Annotated in this window: 32 protein-coding genes; 31 read left to right on the forward strand and 1 reads right to left on the reverse strand. The window is 43.0% G+C overall.

Annotated elements, in window-relative coordinates:
• Window positions 1-139 precede the first annotated feature (139 nt).
• Window positions 140-1063, forward strand: a complete 924-nt coding sequence (locus O0550_RS21435; RefSeq protein ID WP_003345147.1) for a DMT family transporter — start codon at window positions 140-142, stop codon at window positions 1061-1063.
• Window positions 1064-1108: 45 nt separating this feature from the next.
• Here O0550_RS21435 and O0550_RS21440 read toward each other — a convergent pair whose 3' ends face one another.
• Entirely contained in the window at window positions 1109-1513 is a 405-nt protein-coding gene (locus tag O0550_RS21440) for a globin domain-containing protein (protein WP_003333797.1), read from the reverse strand.
• Between the two features lie 261 nt (window positions 1514-1774).
• Between O0550_RS21440 and rpsJ the strand changes: the two genes are divergently transcribed.
• From rpsJ to rplQ, 30 genes are all read left to right on the forward strand, one after another.
• Window positions 1775-2083: a 30S ribosomal protein S10 gene (rpsJ, locus tag O0550_RS21445; protein ID WP_003333796.1), complete on the forward strand. Its 309-nt coding sequence runs from the start codon at window positions 1775-1777 to the stop codon at window positions 2081-2083.
• A gap of 148 nt (window positions 2084-2231) precedes the next feature.
• Entirely contained in the window at window positions 2232-2858 is a 627-nt protein-coding gene (gene rplC, locus O0550_RS21450; protein ID WP_096888197.1) for a 50S ribosomal protein L3, read from the forward strand.
• A gap of 17 nt (window positions 2859-2875) precedes the next feature.
• Complete coding sequence (gene rplD, locus O0550_RS21455; protein ID WP_003333794.1) at window positions 2876-3499, forward strand: 50S ribosomal protein L4; 624 nt, start codon at window positions 2876-2878, stop codon at window positions 3497-3499.
• Window positions 3499-3789 (forward strand): 50S ribosomal protein L23, encoded by a 291-nt coding sequence (rplW, locus tag O0550_RS21460; RefSeq protein ID WP_003333793.1) that lies wholly within the window; start codon window positions 3499-3501, stop codon window positions 3787-3789. The genes rplD and rplW overlap by 1 nt, the downstream gene beginning before the upstream one ends.
• A gap of 33 nt (window positions 3790-3822) precedes the next feature.
• Window positions 3823-4653, forward strand: a complete 831-nt coding sequence (rplB, locus tag O0550_RS21465; protein WP_003333792.1) for a 50S ribosomal protein L2 — start codon at window positions 3823-3825, stop codon at window positions 4651-4653.
• A 53-nt stretch (window positions 4654-4706) separates the two neighbouring features.
• Entirely contained in the window at window positions 4707-4988 is a 282-nt protein-coding gene (gene rpsS / locus O0550_RS21470) for a 30S ribosomal protein S19 (protein ID WP_003333791.1), read from the forward strand.
• 30 nt (window positions 4989-5018) lie between these two features.
• The gene (gene rplV / locus O0550_RS21475) at window positions 5019-5351 is read left to right on the forward strand and encodes a 50S ribosomal protein L22 (RefSeq protein ID WP_003345155.1); all 333 of its coding nucleotides are present in this window, start codon (window positions 5019-5021) and stop codon (window positions 5349-5351) included.
• 13 nt (window positions 5352-5364) lie between these two features.
• Entirely contained in the window at window positions 5365-6027 is a 663-nt protein-coding gene (gene rpsC, locus O0550_RS21480; RefSeq protein ID WP_003333788.1) for a 30S ribosomal protein S3, read from the forward strand.
• Window positions 6028-6029: 2 nt separating this feature from the next.
• The gene (rplP, locus tag O0550_RS21485; RefSeq protein ID WP_003333787.1) at window positions 6030-6464 is read left to right on the forward strand and encodes a 50S ribosomal protein L16; all 435 of its coding nucleotides are present in this window, start codon (window positions 6030-6032) and stop codon (window positions 6462-6464) included.
• Window positions 6454-6651, forward strand: a complete 198-nt coding sequence (rpmC, locus tag O0550_RS21490; protein ID WP_003333786.1) for a 50S ribosomal protein L29 — start codon at window positions 6454-6456, stop codon at window positions 6649-6651. The genes rplP and rpmC overlap by 11 nt, the downstream gene beginning before the upstream one ends.
• A gap of 22 nt (window positions 6652-6673) precedes the next feature.
• A complete protein-coding gene (rpsQ, locus tag O0550_RS21495; protein WP_003333785.1) occupies window positions 6674-6940 on the forward strand; it encodes a 30S ribosomal protein S17 in 267 nt (88 codons plus the stop codon).
• A 59-nt stretch (window positions 6941-6999) separates the two neighbouring features.
• On the forward strand, window positions 7000-7368 hold the full coding sequence (gene rplN / locus O0550_RS21500; RefSeq protein ID WP_003333784.1) for a 50S ribosomal protein L14: 369 nt from the start codon (window positions 7000-7002) through the stop codon (window positions 7366-7368).
• Window positions 7369-7416: 48 nt separating this feature from the next.
• A complete protein-coding gene (rplX, locus tag O0550_RS21505) occupies window positions 7417-7731 on the forward strand; it encodes a 50S ribosomal protein L24 (RefSeq protein ID WP_003333783.1) in 315 nt (104 codons plus the stop codon).
• A 26-nt stretch (window positions 7732-7757) separates the two neighbouring features.
• A complete protein-coding gene (gene rplE, locus O0550_RS21510) occupies window positions 7758-8300 on the forward strand; it encodes a 50S ribosomal protein L5 (protein ID WP_003333782.1) in 543 nt (180 codons plus the stop codon).
• A gap of 24 nt (window positions 8301-8324) precedes the next feature.
• A complete protein-coding gene (locus O0550_RS21515; RefSeq protein ID WP_003333781.1) occupies window positions 8325-8510 on the forward strand; it encodes a type Z 30S ribosomal protein S14 in 186 nt (61 codons plus the stop codon).
• Between the two features lie 27 nt (window positions 8511-8537).
• Window positions 8538-8936, forward strand: coding sequence for a 30S ribosomal protein S8 (rpsH, locus tag O0550_RS21520; RefSeq protein ID WP_003333780.1), 399 nt, complete (start codon window positions 8538-8540; stop codon window positions 8934-8936).
• Between the two features lie 30 nt (window positions 8937-8966).
• A complete protein-coding gene (gene rplF / locus O0550_RS21525; RefSeq protein ID WP_003333779.1) occupies window positions 8967-9503 on the forward strand; it encodes a 50S ribosomal protein L6 in 537 nt (178 codons plus the stop codon).
• 33 nt (window positions 9504-9536) lie between these two features.
• Window positions 9537-9899, forward strand: a complete 363-nt coding sequence (rplR, locus tag O0550_RS21530; protein ID WP_003333778.1) for a 50S ribosomal protein L18 — start codon at window positions 9537-9539, stop codon at window positions 9897-9899.
• Window positions 9900-9928: 29 nt separating this feature from the next.
• On the forward strand, window positions 9929-10426 hold the full coding sequence (rpsE, locus tag O0550_RS21535) for a 30S ribosomal protein S5 (RefSeq protein WP_003333777.1): 498 nt from the start codon (window positions 9929-9931) through the stop codon (window positions 10424-10426).
• 16 nt (window positions 10427-10442) lie between these two features.
• Entirely contained in the window at window positions 10443-10631 is a 189-nt protein-coding gene (gene rpmD / locus O0550_RS21540) for a 50S ribosomal protein L30 (protein ID WP_003345160.1), read from the forward strand.
• 31 nt (window positions 10632-10662) lie between these two features.
• Entirely contained in the window at window positions 10663-11103 is a 441-nt protein-coding gene (rplO, locus tag O0550_RS21545) for a 50S ribosomal protein L15 (protein WP_003333776.1), read from the forward strand.
• On the forward strand, window positions 11103-12398 hold the full coding sequence (gene secY / locus O0550_RS21550) for a preprotein translocase subunit SecY (protein WP_003333775.1): 1296 nt from the start codon (window positions 11103-11105) through the stop codon (window positions 12396-12398). Before rplO ends, secY begins: the two co-directional genes overlap by 1 nt.
• 108 nt (window positions 12399-12506) lie before the next feature.
• A complete protein-coding gene (locus O0550_RS21555) occupies window positions 12507-13151 on the forward strand; it encodes an adenylate kinase (RefSeq protein ID WP_003345163.1) in 645 nt (214 codons plus the stop codon).
• Between the two features lie 6 nt (window positions 13152-13157).
• Window positions 13158-13904, forward strand: coding sequence for a type I methionyl aminopeptidase (gene map, locus O0550_RS21560; RefSeq protein WP_003333773.1), 747 nt, complete (start codon window positions 13158-13160; stop codon window positions 13902-13904).
• 136 nt (window positions 13905-14040) lie between these two features.
• The gene (infA, locus tag O0550_RS21565; RefSeq protein WP_003333772.1) at window positions 14041-14259 is read left to right on the forward strand and encodes a translation initiation factor IF-1; all 219 of its coding nucleotides are present in this window, start codon (window positions 14041-14043) and stop codon (window positions 14257-14259) included.
• Between the two features lie 31 nt (window positions 14260-14290).
• A complete protein-coding gene (rpmJ, locus tag O0550_RS21570) occupies window positions 14291-14404 on the forward strand; it encodes a 50S ribosomal protein L36 (RefSeq protein WP_003333770.1) in 114 nt (37 codons plus the stop codon).
• A gap of 23 nt (window positions 14405-14427) precedes the next feature.
• On the forward strand, window positions 14428-14796 hold the full coding sequence (rpsM, locus tag O0550_RS21575; protein ID WP_003333764.1) for a 30S ribosomal protein S13: 369 nt from the start codon (window positions 14428-14430) through the stop codon (window positions 14794-14796).
• Between the two features lie 16 nt (window positions 14797-14812).
• On the forward strand, window positions 14813-15211 hold the full coding sequence (rpsK, locus tag O0550_RS21580) for a 30S ribosomal protein S11 (protein ID WP_003333762.1): 399 nt from the start codon (window positions 14813-14815) through the stop codon (window positions 15209-15211).
• A gap of 158 nt (window positions 15212-15369) precedes the next feature.
• The gene (locus O0550_RS21585) at window positions 15370-16314 is read left to right on the forward strand and encodes a DNA-directed RNA polymerase subunit alpha (protein ID WP_003333761.1); all 945 of its coding nucleotides are present in this window, start codon (window positions 15370-15372) and stop codon (window positions 16312-16314) included.
• A gap of 126 nt (window positions 16315-16440) precedes the next feature.
• Window positions 16441-16803, forward strand: a complete 363-nt coding sequence (gene rplQ, locus O0550_RS21590) for a 50S ribosomal protein L17 (protein WP_003333760.1) — start codon at window positions 16441-16443, stop codon at window positions 16801-16803.
• The last annotated feature ends 145 nt before the right edge of the window (window positions 16804-16948 follow it).

Raw genomic sequence — 16948 nt, forward strand, 5'->3', positions numbered from 1 at the left:
ACTTGTTATAAAAACCCGAGGATATGCTCCTCGGGTTTTTTGTATGCTTTGTAATAATTACTTTTCAGCCACCCTATAGTCAAATCATTATCAACCTGTTACAATACCTTTCATATTTTGATTGAGGAGTGGAACAGAAGTGGGCAAGAAAGATTCATACATCTATGTCATATTAACATCTGTAGTATGCTTCTGGGGACTTAATGTAGTAATGATCAAATACCTATCTTTTTTTCCTCCAGTAGTCATTGCAGCGATTCGAATGTTGATTGCCGCAATTGTATTGACGCCAATCCTATTTATTACGAAAGAAAAATGTAAGATCTCAGTAAAGCAATGGCTGTTTATAGTAGCTATCGGCTCTACATCAATTGCTCTGCATCAGATTCTTTTAGCTTGGGGGCTTCAACATAGTACGGCTGGAAGCTCCTCATTGATTATGGCATTAAATCCTTTAGCCACTACCTTATTAGCCGCTATGTTTTTTGGGGAAAAGCTGGAATTGCGCAAGGGCTTAGGTATTTTACTTGGTTTTACTGGTGTAATTATTGCAGTTACATCAAAAGGGAATGGACAAATCTCCTTTGGATTGGGAGAGATTATTATTTTTGGATCTATGCTAATGTATGTAGTAGGTGGTTTGTTGGTAAGAGGAGCTAAATCTACTGGTTTGCCCGTGTGGGAGCTGACGGCGTATTCCCAGTGGATAGGTGCTATCATGTTAGGGATTTTGAGCGTGGGGATGTATCCTACATATATCTATCAGGAGATGAATATCAGTTGGTTTACCTGGTTTGTCATTTTTTGCTCAGGTGGCATTTCAAGTGGACTCGGATCATTAGGCTGGAATTATGGCATTCAAAAGATAGGGGCTAGTCAAACGTCCATTTTTCTCAATGGCATGCCAATAGCGAGCTTGCTTTTTGCTGCTTTGCTTATTGATGAGCCGTTTACTTATTTGGCTATAATTGCATTACTATGCACGGTTGCGGGAGTTTATCTAGGTTCTACAAAGTCGCATCCTGTGAAAATTCCACTACCTATCAAAGAAAGAGAAGTTTAAATGACGTTCCAAGAGTGAAAAACTTATATTATATAGAAGGAACGCCTAGGAAGGCGTTCCTTCTTGTTGATTCCATTGATTAATCATATGGTGCGCTGTCAAAGTAAGTCGTTCAAAAATCTGAGATTTCATCGGTTCCTCTATCTCAGTATGATCTAGAGCTTGTTCCATACAAAGAAGCCAAGCTCCTGCTCGTTTTGGAGTAATTTCAAAAGGCAAGTGACGCGCGCGAAGCATGGGATGTCCATGTTTTTCAGAATAGAGAGAAGGTCCACCAAGAAATTGAGTAAGAAACAAATATTGCTTTGCTTTTACTTCTGTAAGATCGGATGGAAAAATAGGAATTAAGTCTTCATGCTTGGCAACCAAATCATAGAAGTGATTTACTAGTTTCCTAAGGGTGGGAGCTCCTCCAATTTGGTCATAAAGGCTTCCAGACTTTTCAATCACATGAAGGCTCCTTTCTATTGTATAATAGCAAAAGTCGTAGCTCGCATAACTCTATTATACTTGTTTGATTAGAAATTCATAGGAATTACAAAAAAAACTTGCAATGCCTATATTTCTTTAGTAAAATAGTGAATGTTGGTCATGGACTTGCGATGATGCGGGAGGTTGCTGACACACCCGGCTCCTTTGCCATTGCTGGGGTGCAGGATATTTTCGCGGAGAAATGTCCGTTATAATATGGGCGAAAAAGGAGGGACTACAATGGCAAAACAAAAGATTCGTATCCGATTGAAAGCATATGATCATAAGATTCTAGATCAATCAGCAGAAAAAATCGTAGAAACTGCGAAACGTTCCGGTGCAAATGTATCTGGTCCGATTCCACTTCCTACTGAGAAAGCTGTGTACACAATTCTTCGTGCGGTTCATAAGTATAAAGATTCTCGTGAGCAATTCGAAATGCGTACGCATAAGCGTCTAATTGATATCTTGAATCCAACACCACAAACGGTTGATGCACTAATGCGTTTGGATCTACCATCTGGTGTTGATATTGAGATTAAGCTTTAATCTCTACCTAGAGCGCGACACGCTAGCTAGCGTTGTCTTGATGAGTACGGAAGTTAAAGGATTCACCATATAGCTCCCCTGCTCGTCAGTAGGGACTTGATACAACAAAGGTCATTTTATGAAAATGTTATTGTAGGAGGTGGCACAAATGACCAAAGGAATCTTAGGAAAAAAACTTGGAATGACTCAAGTTTTCGCTGAAAATGGTACAGCAACTGCTGTAACTGTAATCCAAGCAGGTCCTTGCGTGGTTCTTCAAAAGAAGGATCAAGCGACTGATGGATATGAGGCAATTCAGATCGGTTACGACGATAAGAAAGAAAATCGTACGAACAAACCTGAAAAAGGGCATGCAGCTAAAGCTAACACTGCACCTAAGCGCTTCATCCGTGAAATCGACGGAATTAACCTCGCTGATTATGAGGTAGGTCAAGAACTTAAAGCCGATATTTTTGCCGCAGGAGAGTTTGTAGACGTGTCCGGCGAGTCAAAAGGTAAAGGTTTTGCAGGTTCTATCAAACGCCACAACCACGCTCGTGGACCAATGGCTCACGGTTCTCGTTACCATCGTGGACCAGGTTCCATGGGTTCTATCGCAGCTAACCGTGTATTCAAAGGTATGAAATTGCCTGGTCAAATGGGTGGCGAAAAAGTAACAATCCAAAATCTTGAGGTTGTTAAAGTTGATACAGACCGTAACTTGATTCTTGTTAAAGGTTCCATACCTGGACCTAAAAACAGCTACGTAGTCGTGCGTACGGCTGTCAAGAAATAAGGAAAGGAGGAACTGACATGCCAAAAGTAGCTCTTTATAACCAAACAGGTGCGCAAGTAGGCGACATCGAATTGGCTGAAGCTGTATTCGGTATCGAACCAAACAACGCTGTACTGTTTGATGCAATCGTTATGCAACAAGCTTCTCAACGCCAAGGTACTCACGATGTTAAAAATCGTTCTGAAGTACGTGGTGGTGGACGCAAACCATGGCGTCAAAAAGGTACTGGTCGTGCACGCCAAGGATCTATTCGCTCTCCTCAATGGAAAGGCGGCGGCGTAGTATTCGGACCTACACCTCGTAAATATGGATATAAGCTAAACCGTAAAGTTCGTCGTTTGGCTCTTAAATCCGCTCTATCTACAAAAGTACAAAACAATGAATTGTTGGTACTAGATGCATTGACTTTGTCTGCTCCTAAAACTAAGGAATTTGCTGGTATTCTTTCTAGCTTGAAAGTTGATCGTAAAGTTCTTATCGTAACAGCAGACTTTGATCAAAACATCGCTCTTTCTTCTCGCAACATCCCAGGTGCTAAGTGCATTGATGCTGCTGGCGTTAACGTTCTTGACCTAGTTGCTCATGATAAAGTAATCGTAACTAAAGAAGCGGTTGCTAAAGTAGAGGAGGTGCTCGCATAATGAAGAGCCTTCATGATGTTATCAAGCGCCCTATCATTACTGAGCGCACCACCGATATGATGGCTGACAAGAAGTACGTTTTCGAAGTACCTATGAAAGCCAACAAAACGGAAATCAAACAAGCTATTGAGAAAGTTTTCGGCGTAAAAGTTGAAGCAGTTAACACAATTCGCGTTGCTGCAAAACCTAAACGCTATGGTAAATATGCTGGATACACTTCTGAGTGGAAAAAAGCAATCGTTAAATTGACTGCTGATAGCAAAGAGCTAGAATTCTACGAAGGTATTTAAGCTCGACGACTTTCTATAAGGAGGGAATAAGGAATGGGTATCAAGAAGTTTAAACCGACTTCTCCGAGTCGTCGCCATATGACGGTTTCTACCTTCGAAGAGATCACAACCTCCACTCCGGAGAAATCTCTTCTACAACCGCTTAACAAAAAAGCTGGACGTAATAACCAAGGTAAGATTACTGTTCGTCATCAAGGTGGCGGCCATAAGCGTAAATATCGTGTTATCGATTTCAAACGTAACAAAGATGGTATCGTAGGTCGCGTAGCTACTATCGAATACGATCCAAACCGTTCTGCAAACATCGCGTTAATTAACTACGTTGATGGTGAAAAGCGTTACATCATCGCTCCACATGGTTTGAAAGTTGGAGATGAGATTGTATCTGGCGCAGATGCAGACATCAAAACAGGTAACTGCTTACCACTTGTAAACATTCCTGTTGGTACAACAATCCACAACATCGAGTTGAAACCAGGTAAAGGTGCTCAGTTGGTACGTGCAGCTGGTACTTCTGCTCAATTGCTAGGTCGCGATGGCGAATTCGTAATCGTGCGTCTAGGTTCTGGTGAAACTCGCCGTATCCACAACGTATGCCGTGCTACTATCGGTCAAGTTGGTAACTTGGATCATGAGTTGATCAACATCGGTAAAGCTGGTCGTAAACGTTGGTTGGGCGTACGTCCTACTGTTCGCGGTAGCGTAATGAACCCTAACGATCACCCACACGGTGGTGGTGAAGGTCGCGCTCCTATCGGTCGTAAAGCACCAGTTACTCCTTGGGGTAAACCTGCATTGGGTCTTAAGACTCGTAAGAAGAAAAACAAGAACGATAAATACATTATCCGTCGCCGTAAGAAGTAAGATCGGATAATACAATAAACCGAACGCCTTTGGCGAAGGGAGGTTTCTGAACTATGGGTCGTAGCTTGAAGAAAGGTCCTTTCGTGGACGACCACTTGATGAAAAAGGTTGATGCTTTGAACGAGAAAAACGAGAAGAAAGTTGTCAAAACTTGGTCTCGCCGTTCTACTATCTTCCCTGATTTTATCGGTCATACATTCGCTGTATACGATGGTCGTAAACATGTTCCTGTATACGTGACTGAAGATATGGTCGGACACAAATTAGGTGAATTCGCACCTACTCGTACCTTCAGGGGTCACGTCGACAACGACAAAAAATCCAAGAAGCGCTAATTATTCTCTTCATAGAGGGGAGGTACAAACATGGAATCTAAAGCAGTTGCTCGTAATATTCGAATCGCGCCTCGTAAAGTGCGTCTAGTTATCGATCTAATCAGAGGCAAGAAAATTGGAGAAGCTCTAGGTATTTTGAAACACACTCCTAAAGCAGGTTCTCCAGTAGTAGAGAAGCTTTTAAACTCTGCGATTGCTAATGCTGAGCACAACCACAACATGGACGTTGAGAATCTTGTTGTGAGTCAAATTTTCGTAGATCAAGGTCCTACCTTGAAACGATTCCGCCCACGTGCAATGGGTCGTGCTAGCCGTATTCATAAGCGCACTAGCCACATTACAGTGGTACTAAACGAAAAATAAGGAGGGAAATTGAGTGGGACAAAAGGTAAGTCCGGTCGGTCTGCGAGTTGGCGTAATTCGTGACTGGGAATCCAGATGGTATGCTGATAAGGACTTCGCAACTTTGTTGCATGAAGACCTTCACATTCGTAAATACATCAAAGGTCGTCTTAAAGACGCTGCTGTATCTACAGTTGAAATCGAACGCGCTGCAAACCGCGTAAACGTAACAATTCACACTGCTAAGCCTGGTATGGTTATCGGTAAAGGTGGATCTGAAGTTGAAACACTTCGTAAAGCTCTTTCCCAACTTACTAGCAAGCGTGTACACATCAATATCAATGAGATCAAGAAACCTGATCTTGACGCTACTCTAGTAGCTGAAAACATTGCTCGTCAATTGGAAAACCGTATTTCTTTCCGTCGTGCACAAAAGCAAACAATCACTCGTTCTTTGCGTGCAGGTGCGAAAGGTATCAAAACACTTGTTAGTGGTCGTCTAGGTGGAGCTGATATCGCTCGTTCTGAAGGTTACAGCGAAGGTACTGTACCTCTTCATACATTGCGTGCTGACATCGACTATGGTACAGCTGAAGCTCACACTACTTATGGCCGCATCGGTGTAAAAGTATGGATCTACCGTGGTGAAGTTCTTCCAACTAAGAAGAACGTTGCACGAGTGGAAGGAGGCAAGTAAACATGTTGATGCCTAAACGCGTGAAGCATCGTAAACAACATCGTCCGAAGTTGTCCGGTAACGCTAAAGGCGGTACAACTGTTGCTTTCGGTGAATATGGCCTCCAAGCTCTTGAACCAGCTTGGGTAACGAATCGTCAAATCGAGGCAGCACGTATTGCGATGACACGTTATATCCGTCGTGGCGGTAAAGTTTGGATTAAAGTTTTCCCAGACAGACCGATTACACAAAAACCTCTAGAAGTCCGCATGGGTTCTGGTAAAGGTTCCGTTGAAAAATGGATTGCTGTAGTTAAACCAGGTAAAGTTATGTTTGAACTTGCTGGTGTATCTGAAGAAGTAGCGCGTGAAGCTATGCGTCTTGCTATGCACAAACTACCTGTTAAGTGTAAGTTTGTTAAGCGCGAAGAAGTGGGTGGTGACGCACATGAAGGCTAATGAATACCGCAATCTAACCACTGCCGAGATCGAACAAAACGTTTCTTCTTTGAAAGAAGAATTGTTCAACCTTCGTTTTCAATTAGCTACTGGCCAATTGGAAAACACGGCTCGTATTAAGCAAGTGCGTAAGGATATCGCATGCGCGAAAACTATCCTACGCCAACGTGAATTAGGAATCGGCTAATATAAGGAAGGAGGTTCCAACGATGACCGCACAACGCAATTTGCGTAGAACGCTGGTAGGTCGTGTAGTATCAGACAAAATGGATAAAACCGTTGTTGTTCTGGTTGAAACCTACAAAAAACATACGTTGTATGGTAAGCGTGTGAAGTACTCTAAAAAGTTCAAAGCACACGATGAAAACAATACAGCTAAAATCGGTGATATCGTAGAAATTATGGAAACTCGTCCGCTTTCTAAGGACAAGAGATTCCGTCTTGTAAAAGTAGTACAAGAAGCTGTCATTGTATAAGATAGCTTACTATATGATAGACTCGGATAAAACATCACATCCGAAGGGAGTGACTCAGAATGATCCAAACTCAATCCAGACTAGCAGTTGCTGACAACTCTGGTGCTAAAGAATTAATGTGCATTAAGGTTCTTGGTGGATCTGGCCGCAAGACTGCTAACGTAGGCGACATTATCGTTTGCTCTGTCAAAGCTGCTACACCCGGAGGAGTTGTCAAGAAAGGTCAAGTAGTTAAGGCTGTTATCGTTCGTACCGTTAGTGGTGTACGTCGTAACGATGGTTCTTACATCCGCTTCGACCAGAATGCAGCGGTAGTTATCAAAGATGATAACTCTCCACGTGGTACACGTATCTTTGGACCGGTTGCTCGTGAGCTTCGTGAAAAAGATTTCATGAAGATCATCTCTCTGGCTCCTGAGGTTATCTAAATTAACGTAACAAATTTGTATTTTGTTCGATAGGAGGTGCACCCAGCGATGCACGTAAAAAAAGGCGATATGGTTATCGTTACTGCGGGCAAAGACAAAGGTAAAAAAGGTCAAGTATTGGCTGCTTTACCTAAAAAAGACCGTGTGTTGGTAGAAGGTATTAATCTTGTGAAGAAGCATGCTCGTCCTTCTCAAGCGAATCCTCAAGGCGGAATCGTAACACAAGAAGCTGCTATCCACGTTTCTAATGTCTCTCTAATTGACCCTAAAACAGGAAAACCTACCCGCGTAGGTTACAAAGTATTAGAGAACGGTAAAAAAGTTCGGGTTGCGAAAAAATCTGGCGAAGTAATCGATAAGTAGTCAGGTCGGAAAGGAGGTTGTCTTAAATGGCAGCAAGATTGAAAGATAAGTACTTGCAGGAAATCGTTCCTAGCTTGATGACTAAGTTTAACTACAAAACTGTCATGCAAGTTCCTAAAGTAGAGAAAATCGTAATCAACATTGGTGTTGGTGAAGCAGTTGCTAACGCAAAAGCTATCGATACAGCCATTGAAGATTTGCAATTAATCGCTGGTCAAAAACCAATTGTTACTCGTGCGAAGAAGTCTATCGCTGGTTTCAAATTGCGTGAAGGTATGCCAATCGGTGCGAAGGTAACACTTCGTGGTGAGCGTATGTACCAATTCCTCGATAAATTGATGAACGTATCTCTACCACGTGTTCGTGACTTCCGTGGTATTTCATCCAAAGCTTTTGACGGTCGTGGAAACTATACTCTTGGTCTTAAAGAGCAATTGATTTTTCCAGAGATCGAGTACGATAAAATTGATAAGGTTCGCGGTATGGACATCGTAGTGGTAACATCTGCGAAAACTGACGAAGAAGCTCGTGAACTTCTAACTCAGATGGGTATGCCATTCCGTAAATAAACCCTATCGTAAGGAGGGACAATTGTGGCAAAGAAATCTATGATCGTGAAGCAACAGCGTGATCCTAAGTTTAAAGTTCGTGCGTATACTCGTTGCGAACGTTGCGGTCGTCCGCACTCTGTGCTTCGCAAATTTAAACTGTGCCGTATTTGCTTCCGTGAATTGGCTTACAAAGGCCAAATTCCAGGTGTAAAGAAAGCCAGCTGGTAATATAGACGGGAAGGAGGTTTTTCTCTCATGGTAATGACTGATCCAGTTGCTGATATGCTAACTCGTGTCCGCAATGCGAACATGGTTCGTCACGAGAAAGTTGAAATTCCTGCATCTAACCTGAAGAAGGAAATTGCTCGTATTTTGAAAGAAGAGGGCTTTATCCGTGATGCGGAATTTATTGAAGACAACAAGCAAGGAATCATTCGTTTGTTCCTTAAATACGGGGTTAACAACGAACGTGTAATCACTGGCCTAAAACGTATCAGTAAGCCAGGACACCGTGTTTATGCTAACAACAATGAAATTCCTCGTGTATTAGGCGGACTAGGTGTCGCTTTGATCTCTACTTCCAAAGGTGTTTTGACTGACAAGCAAGCTCGTCAAGCGCATGTTGGTGGAGAAGTACTAGCTTATATTTGGTAATCTTAGATTTACGCACAGGAGGTGCAAGTCATGTCACGTGTCGGTAAAAAACCGATTACGGTTCCTGCAGGCGTTACTTTAACTCTGAACGGTACAGAGTTGACAGTAAAAGGCCCTAAGGGTACTCTCGTTCGTAACTTTCATCCGGACATCAAAATCAACATTTCTGAATCTGAAGTAAACGTTGAACGTCCGTCTGACAATAAACTTCATCGTTCTCTCCATGGTACTACTCGTGCCTTGGTTTCGAACATGGTTGTAGGTGTATCTGAAGGTTTCACTCGTACACTTGAACTAGTAGGTGTAGGTTATCGTGGAGCTAAGTCTGCTAACGGTGTAACTCTTTCTTTAGGTTTCTCTCACCCAGTTGAGGTAACTCCTGAAAAAGGAATCGAATTAGAATTAACTAACCAAACAACACTTGTTGTTAAAGGTATCGATAAAGAGCGTGTAGGCCAAGTGGCTGCTGAAATCCGTTCTCTACGTAAACCTGAGCCTTACAAAGGTAAAGGTATTCGTTACAGCAATGAAGTTGTTCGTCGTAAAGAAGGTAAAAAAGGTAAATAAGCCGCATAGTTTCATCAGAAAGGAGGCCGCTTAATGTTTACGAAAAACGATAAAAACAAAGCACGGAAAAAACGTCAACTGCGTATTCGTAAGCGTGTAATGGGTTCTGCTGCTCGTCCACGTTTGAACGTTTTCCGTTCTTCTAAGCATATCTATGCTCAGTTAATCGATGATGTAGCAGGTACAACTCTTGCAGCTGCATCTTCACTTGATAAAGAGCTTAACTTAAATAACGGTTCTAATACCGAAGCAGCAACTGCTGTTGGTAACTTGATCGCAGCACGCGCTCAAGAAAAAGGTCTCACTGAAATCGTCTTTGACCGTGGTGGTTACTTGTACCATGGACGTGTTAAAGCACTAGCTGATGCAGCACGTGAAGCTGGTCTGCAATTCTAGGAGACAATAAGATACAAGGAGGGAAAAGAATGCGTATCGACGCTAGCAAATTAGAGCTAGAAGAAAGAGTCGTCGCTGTTAACCGCGTAGCGAAAGTGGTTAAGGGTGGTCGTCGCTTCAGCTTTAGCGCACTAGTAGTAGTAGGCGATAAGAACGGCCATGTTGGCTCTGGTATGGGTAAAGCCCAAGAAGTACCAGACGCTATTCGTAAAGCAATTGATGACGCGAAGAAAAACATGATTCGCGTACCTTTAAAAGGAACTACCATCCCTCACGAAGTTTTGTGCCATTTCGGTTCTGGCCGCGTATTGATCAAGCCAGCTTCTGAAGGTACAGGAGTTATCGCGGGTGGCCCAGTTCGTGCGGTACTTGAACTTGCAGGTGTAGGTGACGTGTTGAGTAAATCTTTGGGTTCTAACAACCCAATCAACATGGTTAGCGCTACTCTTGAAGGTCTTAGCCGTCTGAAAACTGCTGAGGACGTAGCTAAACTTCGCGGAAAAACTGTCGCAGAACTTTTAGGATAGAAGGAGGGAAAGGGACATGGCGAAATCATTACAAATCACGCTAAAACGTAGCCTAATCGGTCGTCCGGCTGACCAGAAGGAAACGGTGAAAGCCCTTGGCCTTCGCAAAATCCATCAAACAGTAGAAAAACAAGACAACGTAGCAATGCGTGGTATGATTTTCAAAGTTAAACATCTTGTAGATGTAAAGGAAATCGGAGAATAAGCTACAGATTGATAGTGAGGAGGTGCAACCTATGAAATTGCATGAACTTAAACCAGCAGAAGGTTCCCGTCATGAGCGTAAACGTCTAGGACGTGGTATCGGAAGCGGAACTGGTAAAACAGCTGGTAAAGGTCACAAAGGTCAAAATGCTCGTTCTGGTGGTGGCGTACGCCCAGGATTTGAGGGTGGTCAAAACCCACTATTCCGTCGTTTACCTAAACGTGGCTTCCACAACATCAACCGCAAAGAGTTTGCAATCGTATCTCTAGATGCATTGAACCGCTTTGCTGAAGGTACAGTGGTTACACCTGAGTTGCTTAAAGAAACAGGAGTTATCAGTGCTCTTCGTGATGGCGTGAAAGTTTTGGCTAACGGTGAATTAACAGTGAAGCTAACAGTAAAAGCTCACAAATTCTCTGGTGCTGCTGCTGAAAAGATTGCTCAAGTCGGTGGAACCACTGAGGTGATCTAATGTTAGGATCTTTTTCTAACATCTTTAAGATAGGCGACCTGCGTCGAAAGGTGTTTTTCACTCTTTTGATGCTTGTCGTCTTCCGAATTGGAACCCACGTTCCTGTGCCTAACATCAATGTTGATTTACTTCAAGGTAATACCAACAATTTTGTAGGTCTTCTGGATACATTCTCTGGTGGTGCATTGAAAAAATTCTCTATCTTCGCGATGGGAATTATGCCATACATCACTGCTTCGATCATTATGCAGCTTCTTTCCATGGATGTGGTTCCGAAGTTTACGCAATGGTCGAAGGAAGGAGAAGTGGGACGTCGCAAAATTGCGCAGGTAACACGCTACGGTACGATTGTTCTTGGATTTATCCAATCACTTGGTATGACCTATGGTTTTAACCGAATGATGAACGGATTAGTTACTGATACATCTTGGAGCAGCTTTTTGTTAATTGCTTTGACTCTAACAGCAGGAACTGCTTTTTTGCTGTGGTTAGGTGAGCAAATTACCGAAAAGGGCATTGGTAATGGTATTTCCATTATCATCATGGCGGGTATCGTCGCCAATATACCTGGTGGGATTCATACGATCTATGAGATGCAGTTTAACAATCCCAACTCGCAAGTTTTCTTTGGAGTTATTAAAATCTTGCTGATTCTACTTGCAGTTCTATTACTGATTGTAGGGATTATCTACATGCAACAAGGCTTGCGTAAGATTCCTGTTCAGTATGCGAAACGTGTTGTAGGACGCAAGATGTATGGTGGACAGTCTTCTCATATTCCACTAAAAGTCAACTCAGCAGGGGTTATTCCGGTAATCTTCGCTGTGTCGCTAGTAGTGTTCCCGTCAACAATCGCTAGTTTCTGGGTTAAACCAACTGGTGAAGGAATTGCTAACTGGATTTATAACAACTTCCAAGTTAGCGCTCCGCTTGGTATGACGCTCTATGCGGTGTTAATCATTGGCTTTACGTTCTTCTATACATTTGTTCAGATGAATCCTGCTCAAATGGCAGAAAATATGAGAAAGAATGGCGGTTACATTCCTGGAATTCGCCCTGGTACTAACACCGAGGTATATATTACTCGTACATTAACTCGCCTAACGTTCGCCGGTGCTATATTCCTGACTATCATCTCACTATTGCCTTTCGCTTTTAGTAAGATGTTTGGATTACCTAACACGATTTATATCGGTGGTACTTCCATCTTGATTATGATTGGGGTTGTTCTCGACACCATGAAACAAATCGAGAGCCAGCTTATACAGCGTCATTACAAAGGCTTCATTAAATAACGAGTATAATAATCACCTCTGAACCTCCTAATGGGAGAGGATCTGGTGCAGAAAGAATTCTTTAAGGATTTCCTTATAGGGTCTTTCGTAAGTGGACGGGGGATTGACATGAATATAATTTTGATGGGTCTTCCTGGAGCCGGTAAAGGCACACAGGCAGAGCGTATCGTAGAAACCTTTAACATTCCACACATCTCTACCGGAGATATGTTCCGGGCTGCTATTAAGAACCAGACTCCATTAGGCGTGGAAGCAAAGTCCTACATGGATAAAGGTAACTTGGTACCAGATGAGATTACGATCGGCATTGTGCGGGAACGTTTAAGTAAAGATGATTGTGCAAAAGGATTTCTTCTCGATGGTTTTCCGCGCACAGTTCCACAAGCTGAAGCATTAAGCTCCATGCTAAAAGAACTGGGACGTGAACTTGACCACGTGATTAACATCGAGGTTCGCCGCGAGTTGTTAATTGAACGTCTTACTGGTCGCTGGATCTGCCCAACTTGCGCTGCGAGCTACCACACAGTGTTTAACCCACCTCAAGTGGATGGAATCTGTGACAAAGATGGCAGCAAGCTATTCCAACGAGATGATGACAAAGCAGAAGTAGTAACACAACGTTTAGATGTTAATATTTCTCAAGCTAATCTTTTAGTTGATTACTACTCCAAAGAGGGTATCTTGCGTACAATCAATGGGGAACAGGATATCGACAAGGTGTTTGAAAATATTGCCACGTTATTGCGAGGGTAAGCGATAATGATTAATATAAAGTCTAAAGCTGAACTTGAGATAATGAGGGAAGCTGGCCGAATTGTCGCTTTAACTCATCAACAACTGGCAAACTTCATAAAGCCGGGTGTTACTACAAAGGAACTTGATGAGCTGGCCGAAACTTTTATTCGCAGTCATAATGCGATTCCGTCGTTTAAAGGCTACGGTGGGTTTACAGGCAGTATCTGTGCCTCAGTCAATGAGGAACTCGTACATGGAATTCCAGGAAAACGGGCATTGCAAGAAGGAGATATCATCAGCATAGATATTGGTGCTAAGTTCCAAGGTTATCATGGTGACTCAGCCTGGACCTATGCTGTTGGTAACATCTCTGTGGATGATCAGCGCCTGATGCAAGTCACGGAAGAGTCCTTATATAAAGGTTTAGCGAAAGCAATTCCTGATGGACGCCTTTCTGATATCTCTCATGAGATTCAACTACATGCGGAAGCTGCTGGTTATTCAATTGTCCGCGAGTACGTGGGACATGGAATCGGTCAAAGTTTGCATGAAGATCCACAAATTCCTAATTATGGTTCTCCTAACAGAGGGCCAAGATTAAAGCCAGGAATGGTTTTAGCAATCGAGCCGATGGTGAATGCTGGCGAGCGTTATGTCCGCACATTGGAGGACAATTGGACGGTCGTAACAGTGGATGGGAAAAAGTGTGCGCACTATGAACACACCATCGCGATTACGGAAGATGGCTATGAGATCTTGACTAGACCCTAAACGAAGGTGAACTGGAAGATTGTCGTTCAACGTGTTGACGATAAGTTTGTTCAAGTAGCCGAGAAGTTTCTCGAGGCATTATGATGATGCCAAACTCATGGTCTGACTGTATAAACAGTTGAAAGGAGACTAGCCAATGGCCAAAGACGACGTAATTGAAGTAGAAGGTACCGTCATCGAACCATTGCCAAATGCAATGTTCCGTGTTGAGCTGGAAAATGGACATAAAGTATTGGCACATGTATCTGGAAAAATTCGAATGCACTTCATTCGTATTCTTCCTGGAGACAAGGTAACTGTCGAACTATCGCCTTACGATTTAACTCGCGGGCGTATTACGTACCGTTACAAATAATTTTAACCCCTAGAAAAGGGAGGCAAGAACCATGAAAGTAAGACCGTCGGTAAAACCGATTTGCGAAAAGTGCAAAGTTATCCGTCGCAAAGGTAACGTTATGGTTATTTGTGAAAATCCAAAACATAAGCAAAAACAAGGATAAATTTAAGGAGGTGCTTTAGAAGAATGGCACGTATTGCAGGCGTCGACTTGCCTCGTGAAAAACGAGTGGAAATCGCACTTACCTATATCTTCGGTATCGGTCGCTCTACTTCCAAACGCATTCTTGCGGAAGCTGGCGTAGATGCTAATGCTCGTGTTCGTGATTTGACTGAAGATGAAGTTAACAAACTTCGTGAATTCATCGACAAGAACATCAAAGTTGAGGGGGACCTTCGTCGTGAAATCTCTCTTAACATTAAACGCTTGATGGAAATTGGTTGCTTCCGTGGTATCCGCCATCGTCGTGGTTTACCAGTTCGTGGTCAACGTTCTAAAACAAATGCTCGTACACGTAAAGGTCCTCGTCGTACAGTAGCGAACAAGAAGAAGTAAAGGAGGGTAAATTAACATGGCTAAAAGAAAACAAGTTGCGACTCGTACACGTCGTCGCGATCGTAAAAATGTTGAAGTTGGCATAGCACATATCCGTTCTACGTTCAACAACACTATCGTTACGATCACAGACCCTCATGGCAACGCAATCTCTTGGTCCAGTGCTGGTGCCCTCGGCTTCAGAGGTTCCCGTAAGAGCACTCCATTCGCAGCTCAAATGGCTGCTGAAACTGCAGCAAAAACTGCAATGGATCATGGAATGCGTTCTTTGGAAGTACTAGTTAAAGGTCCTGGTGCTGGTCGTGAGGCTGCTATCCGTTCATTGCAAGCTGCTGGTTTGGAAGTTAACATGATTAAAGATGTTACCCCAATCCCACACAACGGCTGCCGTCCACCAAAACGTCGCCGCGTGTAGTCGGGTTTATAAAGCTCAGAACTTGTCCATAATAGAATGGTAGATTCTGCTTTTTTGGCTTGACATGCATGCAAACGGTAAACCGCCGAAAGAAATTCCTGAGTGGGTCCTTAGGCCCACCCTTGAATTTCGACGTTTTGAAGGAGGGTTTGTTAAGAATGATAGAAATAGAAAAACCTAGAATTGAGGTTGTGGAGTTAGACGACGACAACTTGTACGGCAAATTCGTCGTTGAGCCCCTTGAGCGTGGTTACGGTACAACCCTTGGCAATTCACTCAGACGGATTTTACTGTCTTCTTTGCCAGGCGCGGCGGTTACTTCTGTTCAAATTGACGGAGTACTACACGAATTCTCGACTGTCGAGGGAGTAGTGGAGGACGTAACTGAAATCATCCTCAACATCAAGGGTCTTGCGCTTAAGATCCATTCTGATGAAGAAAAAATTCTTGAGATTGATGCTGAAGGCGAAGGCGTTGTGAAAGCAGGAGATATTCGTGCTGATAGTGATGTGGAGATTTTAAACCCTGATCTGCATATCGCAACGTTAGCAAATGGCGGTCGTCTGCATATTCGCATGACAGCAGGGCGCGGTCGTGGGTATGTTCAAGCAGATGGCAATAAATCTGAGGATCAACCAATTGGTGTTATTCCAATTGACTCCATTTACACTCCAATCAAACGTGTTAACTATCAGGTTGAGAATACCCGCGTAGGGCAAATGACTAACTATGATAAATTAACATTGGAAGTTTGGACAAATGGAAGCATCCGCCCTGAGGAAGCTGTTAGCCTTGGAGCCAAAATCATGACGGAGCATCTTAACTTGTTTGTTGGTTTGACTGACGAAGCGAAAGATGCTGAAATCATGGTCGAAAAAGAAGAAGATAAGAAAGAAAAAGTCTTAGAGATGACTATCGAAGAGCTTGATCTTTCTGTTCGTTCTTACAACTGCTTGAAACGCGCTGGTATCAACACGGTTCAAGAGTTAACTCAGAAGTCTGAAGAAGATATGATGAAAGTTCGTAACTTGGGACGTAAATCTTTAGAAGAAGTTCAAGAAAAACTTCAAGAGCTTGGTCTAGGACTACGTAACGACGACTAAGAGCTTTTAGCATAGTTATCTATACAGATGTTACTATCCACTCCTTGTCTTGGGAGAGGGTCAAATCTGGTGTGAAATGCTGATGCATATTAAGTCACAACATACCAGAAAGAAGGAGGTTAGAACATGGCATACCGTAAACTTGGACGTCGTTCTGCGGCTCGTAAAGCTCTGTTCCGCGATTTGGTAACAGATCTTATCATCAATGAGCGCATCGAAACGACTGAAATGAAAGCGAAAGAACTACGTTCTATCGCTGATAAAATGGTCACTCTTGCAAAACGCGGTGATCTTCATGCACGTCGTCAAGTAGCTGCTTTCGTTCGTAACGAAGTTGCTACTGAGGAAGGCAAAACAGCTGTTCAAAAACTTTTCGATGATATCGCACCACGTTTCGCTGAGCGTAATGGTGGATACACTCGTATCCTTAAAGTTGGTCCTCGCCGTGGCGATGCTGCACCAATGGCTTATATCGAATTAGTTGAATAGTAACTGGTTGCTAGAGAAAGGGTGAGGACAGGGTCTGGTTTTGCCGGGTTCTGATTCAACCCTTTTTTCTTTTATCCAGATTTAGTTCCAAAAACATCTTGTAATTTTGCCTGTGACGAGGGATGTGAGGACTTTGAAAGAACAA

This window comes from Brevibacillus halotolerans (assembly GCF_026891775.1).
Lineage (GTDB): Bacteria > Bacillota > Bacilli > Brevibacillales > Brevibacillaceae > Brevibacillus_B > Brevibacillus_B halotolerans.

Bases quoted from the DNA above. Each gene is read 5' to 3' on its own strand.
- rpsJ (WP_003333796.1), top strand. From the start codon at position 1,775: ATGGCAAAACAAAAGATTCGTATCCGATTGAAAGCATATGATCATAAG.
- rplC (WP_096888197.1), top strand. From the start codon at position 2,232: ATGACCAAAGGAATCTTAGGAAAAAAACTTGGAATGACTCAAGTTTTC.
- rplD (WP_003333794.1), top strand. From the start codon at position 2,876: ATGCCAAAAGTAGCTCTTTATAACCAAACAGGTGCGCAAGTAGGCGAC.
- rplW (WP_003333793.1), top strand. From the start codon at position 3,499: ATGAAGAGCCTTCATGATGTTATCAAGCGCCCTATCATTACTGAGCGC.
- rplB (WP_003333792.1), top strand. From the start codon at position 3,823: ATGGGTATCAAGAAGTTTAAACCGACTTCTCCGAGTCGTCGCCATATG.
- rpsS (WP_003333791.1), top strand. From the start codon at position 4,707: ATGGGTCGTAGCTTGAAGAAAGGTCCTTTCGTGGACGACCACTTGATG.
- rplV (WP_003345155.1), top strand. From the start codon at position 5,019: ATGGAATCTAAAGCAGTTGCTCGTAATATTCGAATCGCGCCTCGTAAA.
- rplP (WP_003333787.1), top strand. From the start codon at position 6,030: ATGTTGATGCCTAAACGCGTGAAGCATCGTAAACAACATCGTCCGAAG.
- rpmC (WP_003333786.1), top strand. From the start codon at position 6,454: ATGAAGGCTAATGAATACCGCAATCTAACCACTGCCGAGATCGAACAA.
- rpsQ (WP_003333785.1), top strand. From the start codon at position 6,674: ATGACCGCACAACGCAATTTGCGTAGAACGCTGGTAGGTCGTGTAGTA.
- rplN (WP_003333784.1), top strand. From the start codon at position 7,000: ATGATCCAAACTCAATCCAGACTAGCAGTTGCTGACAACTCTGGTGCT.
- rplX (WP_003333783.1), top strand. From the start codon at position 7,417: ATGCACGTAAAAAAAGGCGATATGGTTATCGTTACTGCGGGCAAAGAC.
- rplE (WP_003333782.1), top strand. From the start codon at position 7,758: ATGGCAGCAAGATTGAAAGATAAGTACTTGCAGGAAATCGTTCCTAGC.
- rpsH (WP_003333780.1), top strand. From the start codon at position 8,538: ATGGTAATGACTGATCCAGTTGCTGATATGCTAACTCGTGTCCGCAAT.
- rplF (WP_003333779.1), top strand. From the start codon at position 8,967: ATGTCACGTGTCGGTAAAAAACCGATTACGGTTCCTGCAGGCGTTACT.
- rplR (WP_003333778.1), top strand. From the start codon at position 9,537: ATGTTTACGAAAAACGATAAAAACAAAGCACGGAAAAAACGTCAACTG.
- rpsE (WP_003333777.1), top strand. From the start codon at position 9,929: ATGCGTATCGACGCTAGCAAATTAGAGCTAGAAGAAAGAGTCGTCGCT.
- rpmD (WP_003345160.1), top strand. From the start codon at position 10,443: ATGGCGAAATCATTACAAATCACGCTAAAACGTAGCCTAATCGGTCGT.
- rplO (WP_003333776.1), top strand. From the start codon at position 10,663: ATGAAATTGCATGAACTTAAACCAGCAGAAGGTTCCCGTCATGAGCGT.
- secY (WP_003333775.1), top strand. From the start codon at position 11,103: ATGTTAGGATCTTTTTCTAACATCTTTAAGATAGGCGACCTGCGTCGA.
- O0550_RS21555 (WP_003345163.1), top strand. From the start codon at position 12,507: ATGAATATAATTTTGATGGGTCTTCCTGGAGCCGGTAAAGGCACACAG.
- map (WP_003333773.1), top strand. From the start codon at position 13,158: ATGATTAATATAAAGTCTAAAGCTGAACTTGAGATAATGAGGGAAGCT.
- infA (WP_003333772.1), top strand. From the start codon at position 14,041: ATGGCCAAAGACGACGTAATTGAAGTAGAAGGTACCGTCATCGAACCA.
- rpmJ (WP_003333770.1), top strand. From the start codon at position 14,291: ATGAAAGTAAGACCGTCGGTAAAACCGATTTGCGAAAAGTGCAAAGTT.
- rpsM (WP_003333764.1), top strand. From the start codon at position 14,428: ATGGCACGTATTGCAGGCGTCGACTTGCCTCGTGAAAAACGAGTGGAA.
- rpsK (WP_003333762.1), top strand. From the start codon at position 14,813: ATGGCTAAAAGAAAACAAGTTGCGACTCGTACACGTCGTCGCGATCGT.
- O0550_RS21585 (WP_003333761.1), top strand. From the start codon at position 15,370: ATGATAGAAATAGAAAAACCTAGAATTGAGGTTGTGGAGTTAGACGAC.
- rplQ (WP_003333760.1), top strand. From the start codon at position 16,441: ATGGCATACCGTAAACTTGGACGTCGTTCTGCGGCTCGTAAAGCTCTG.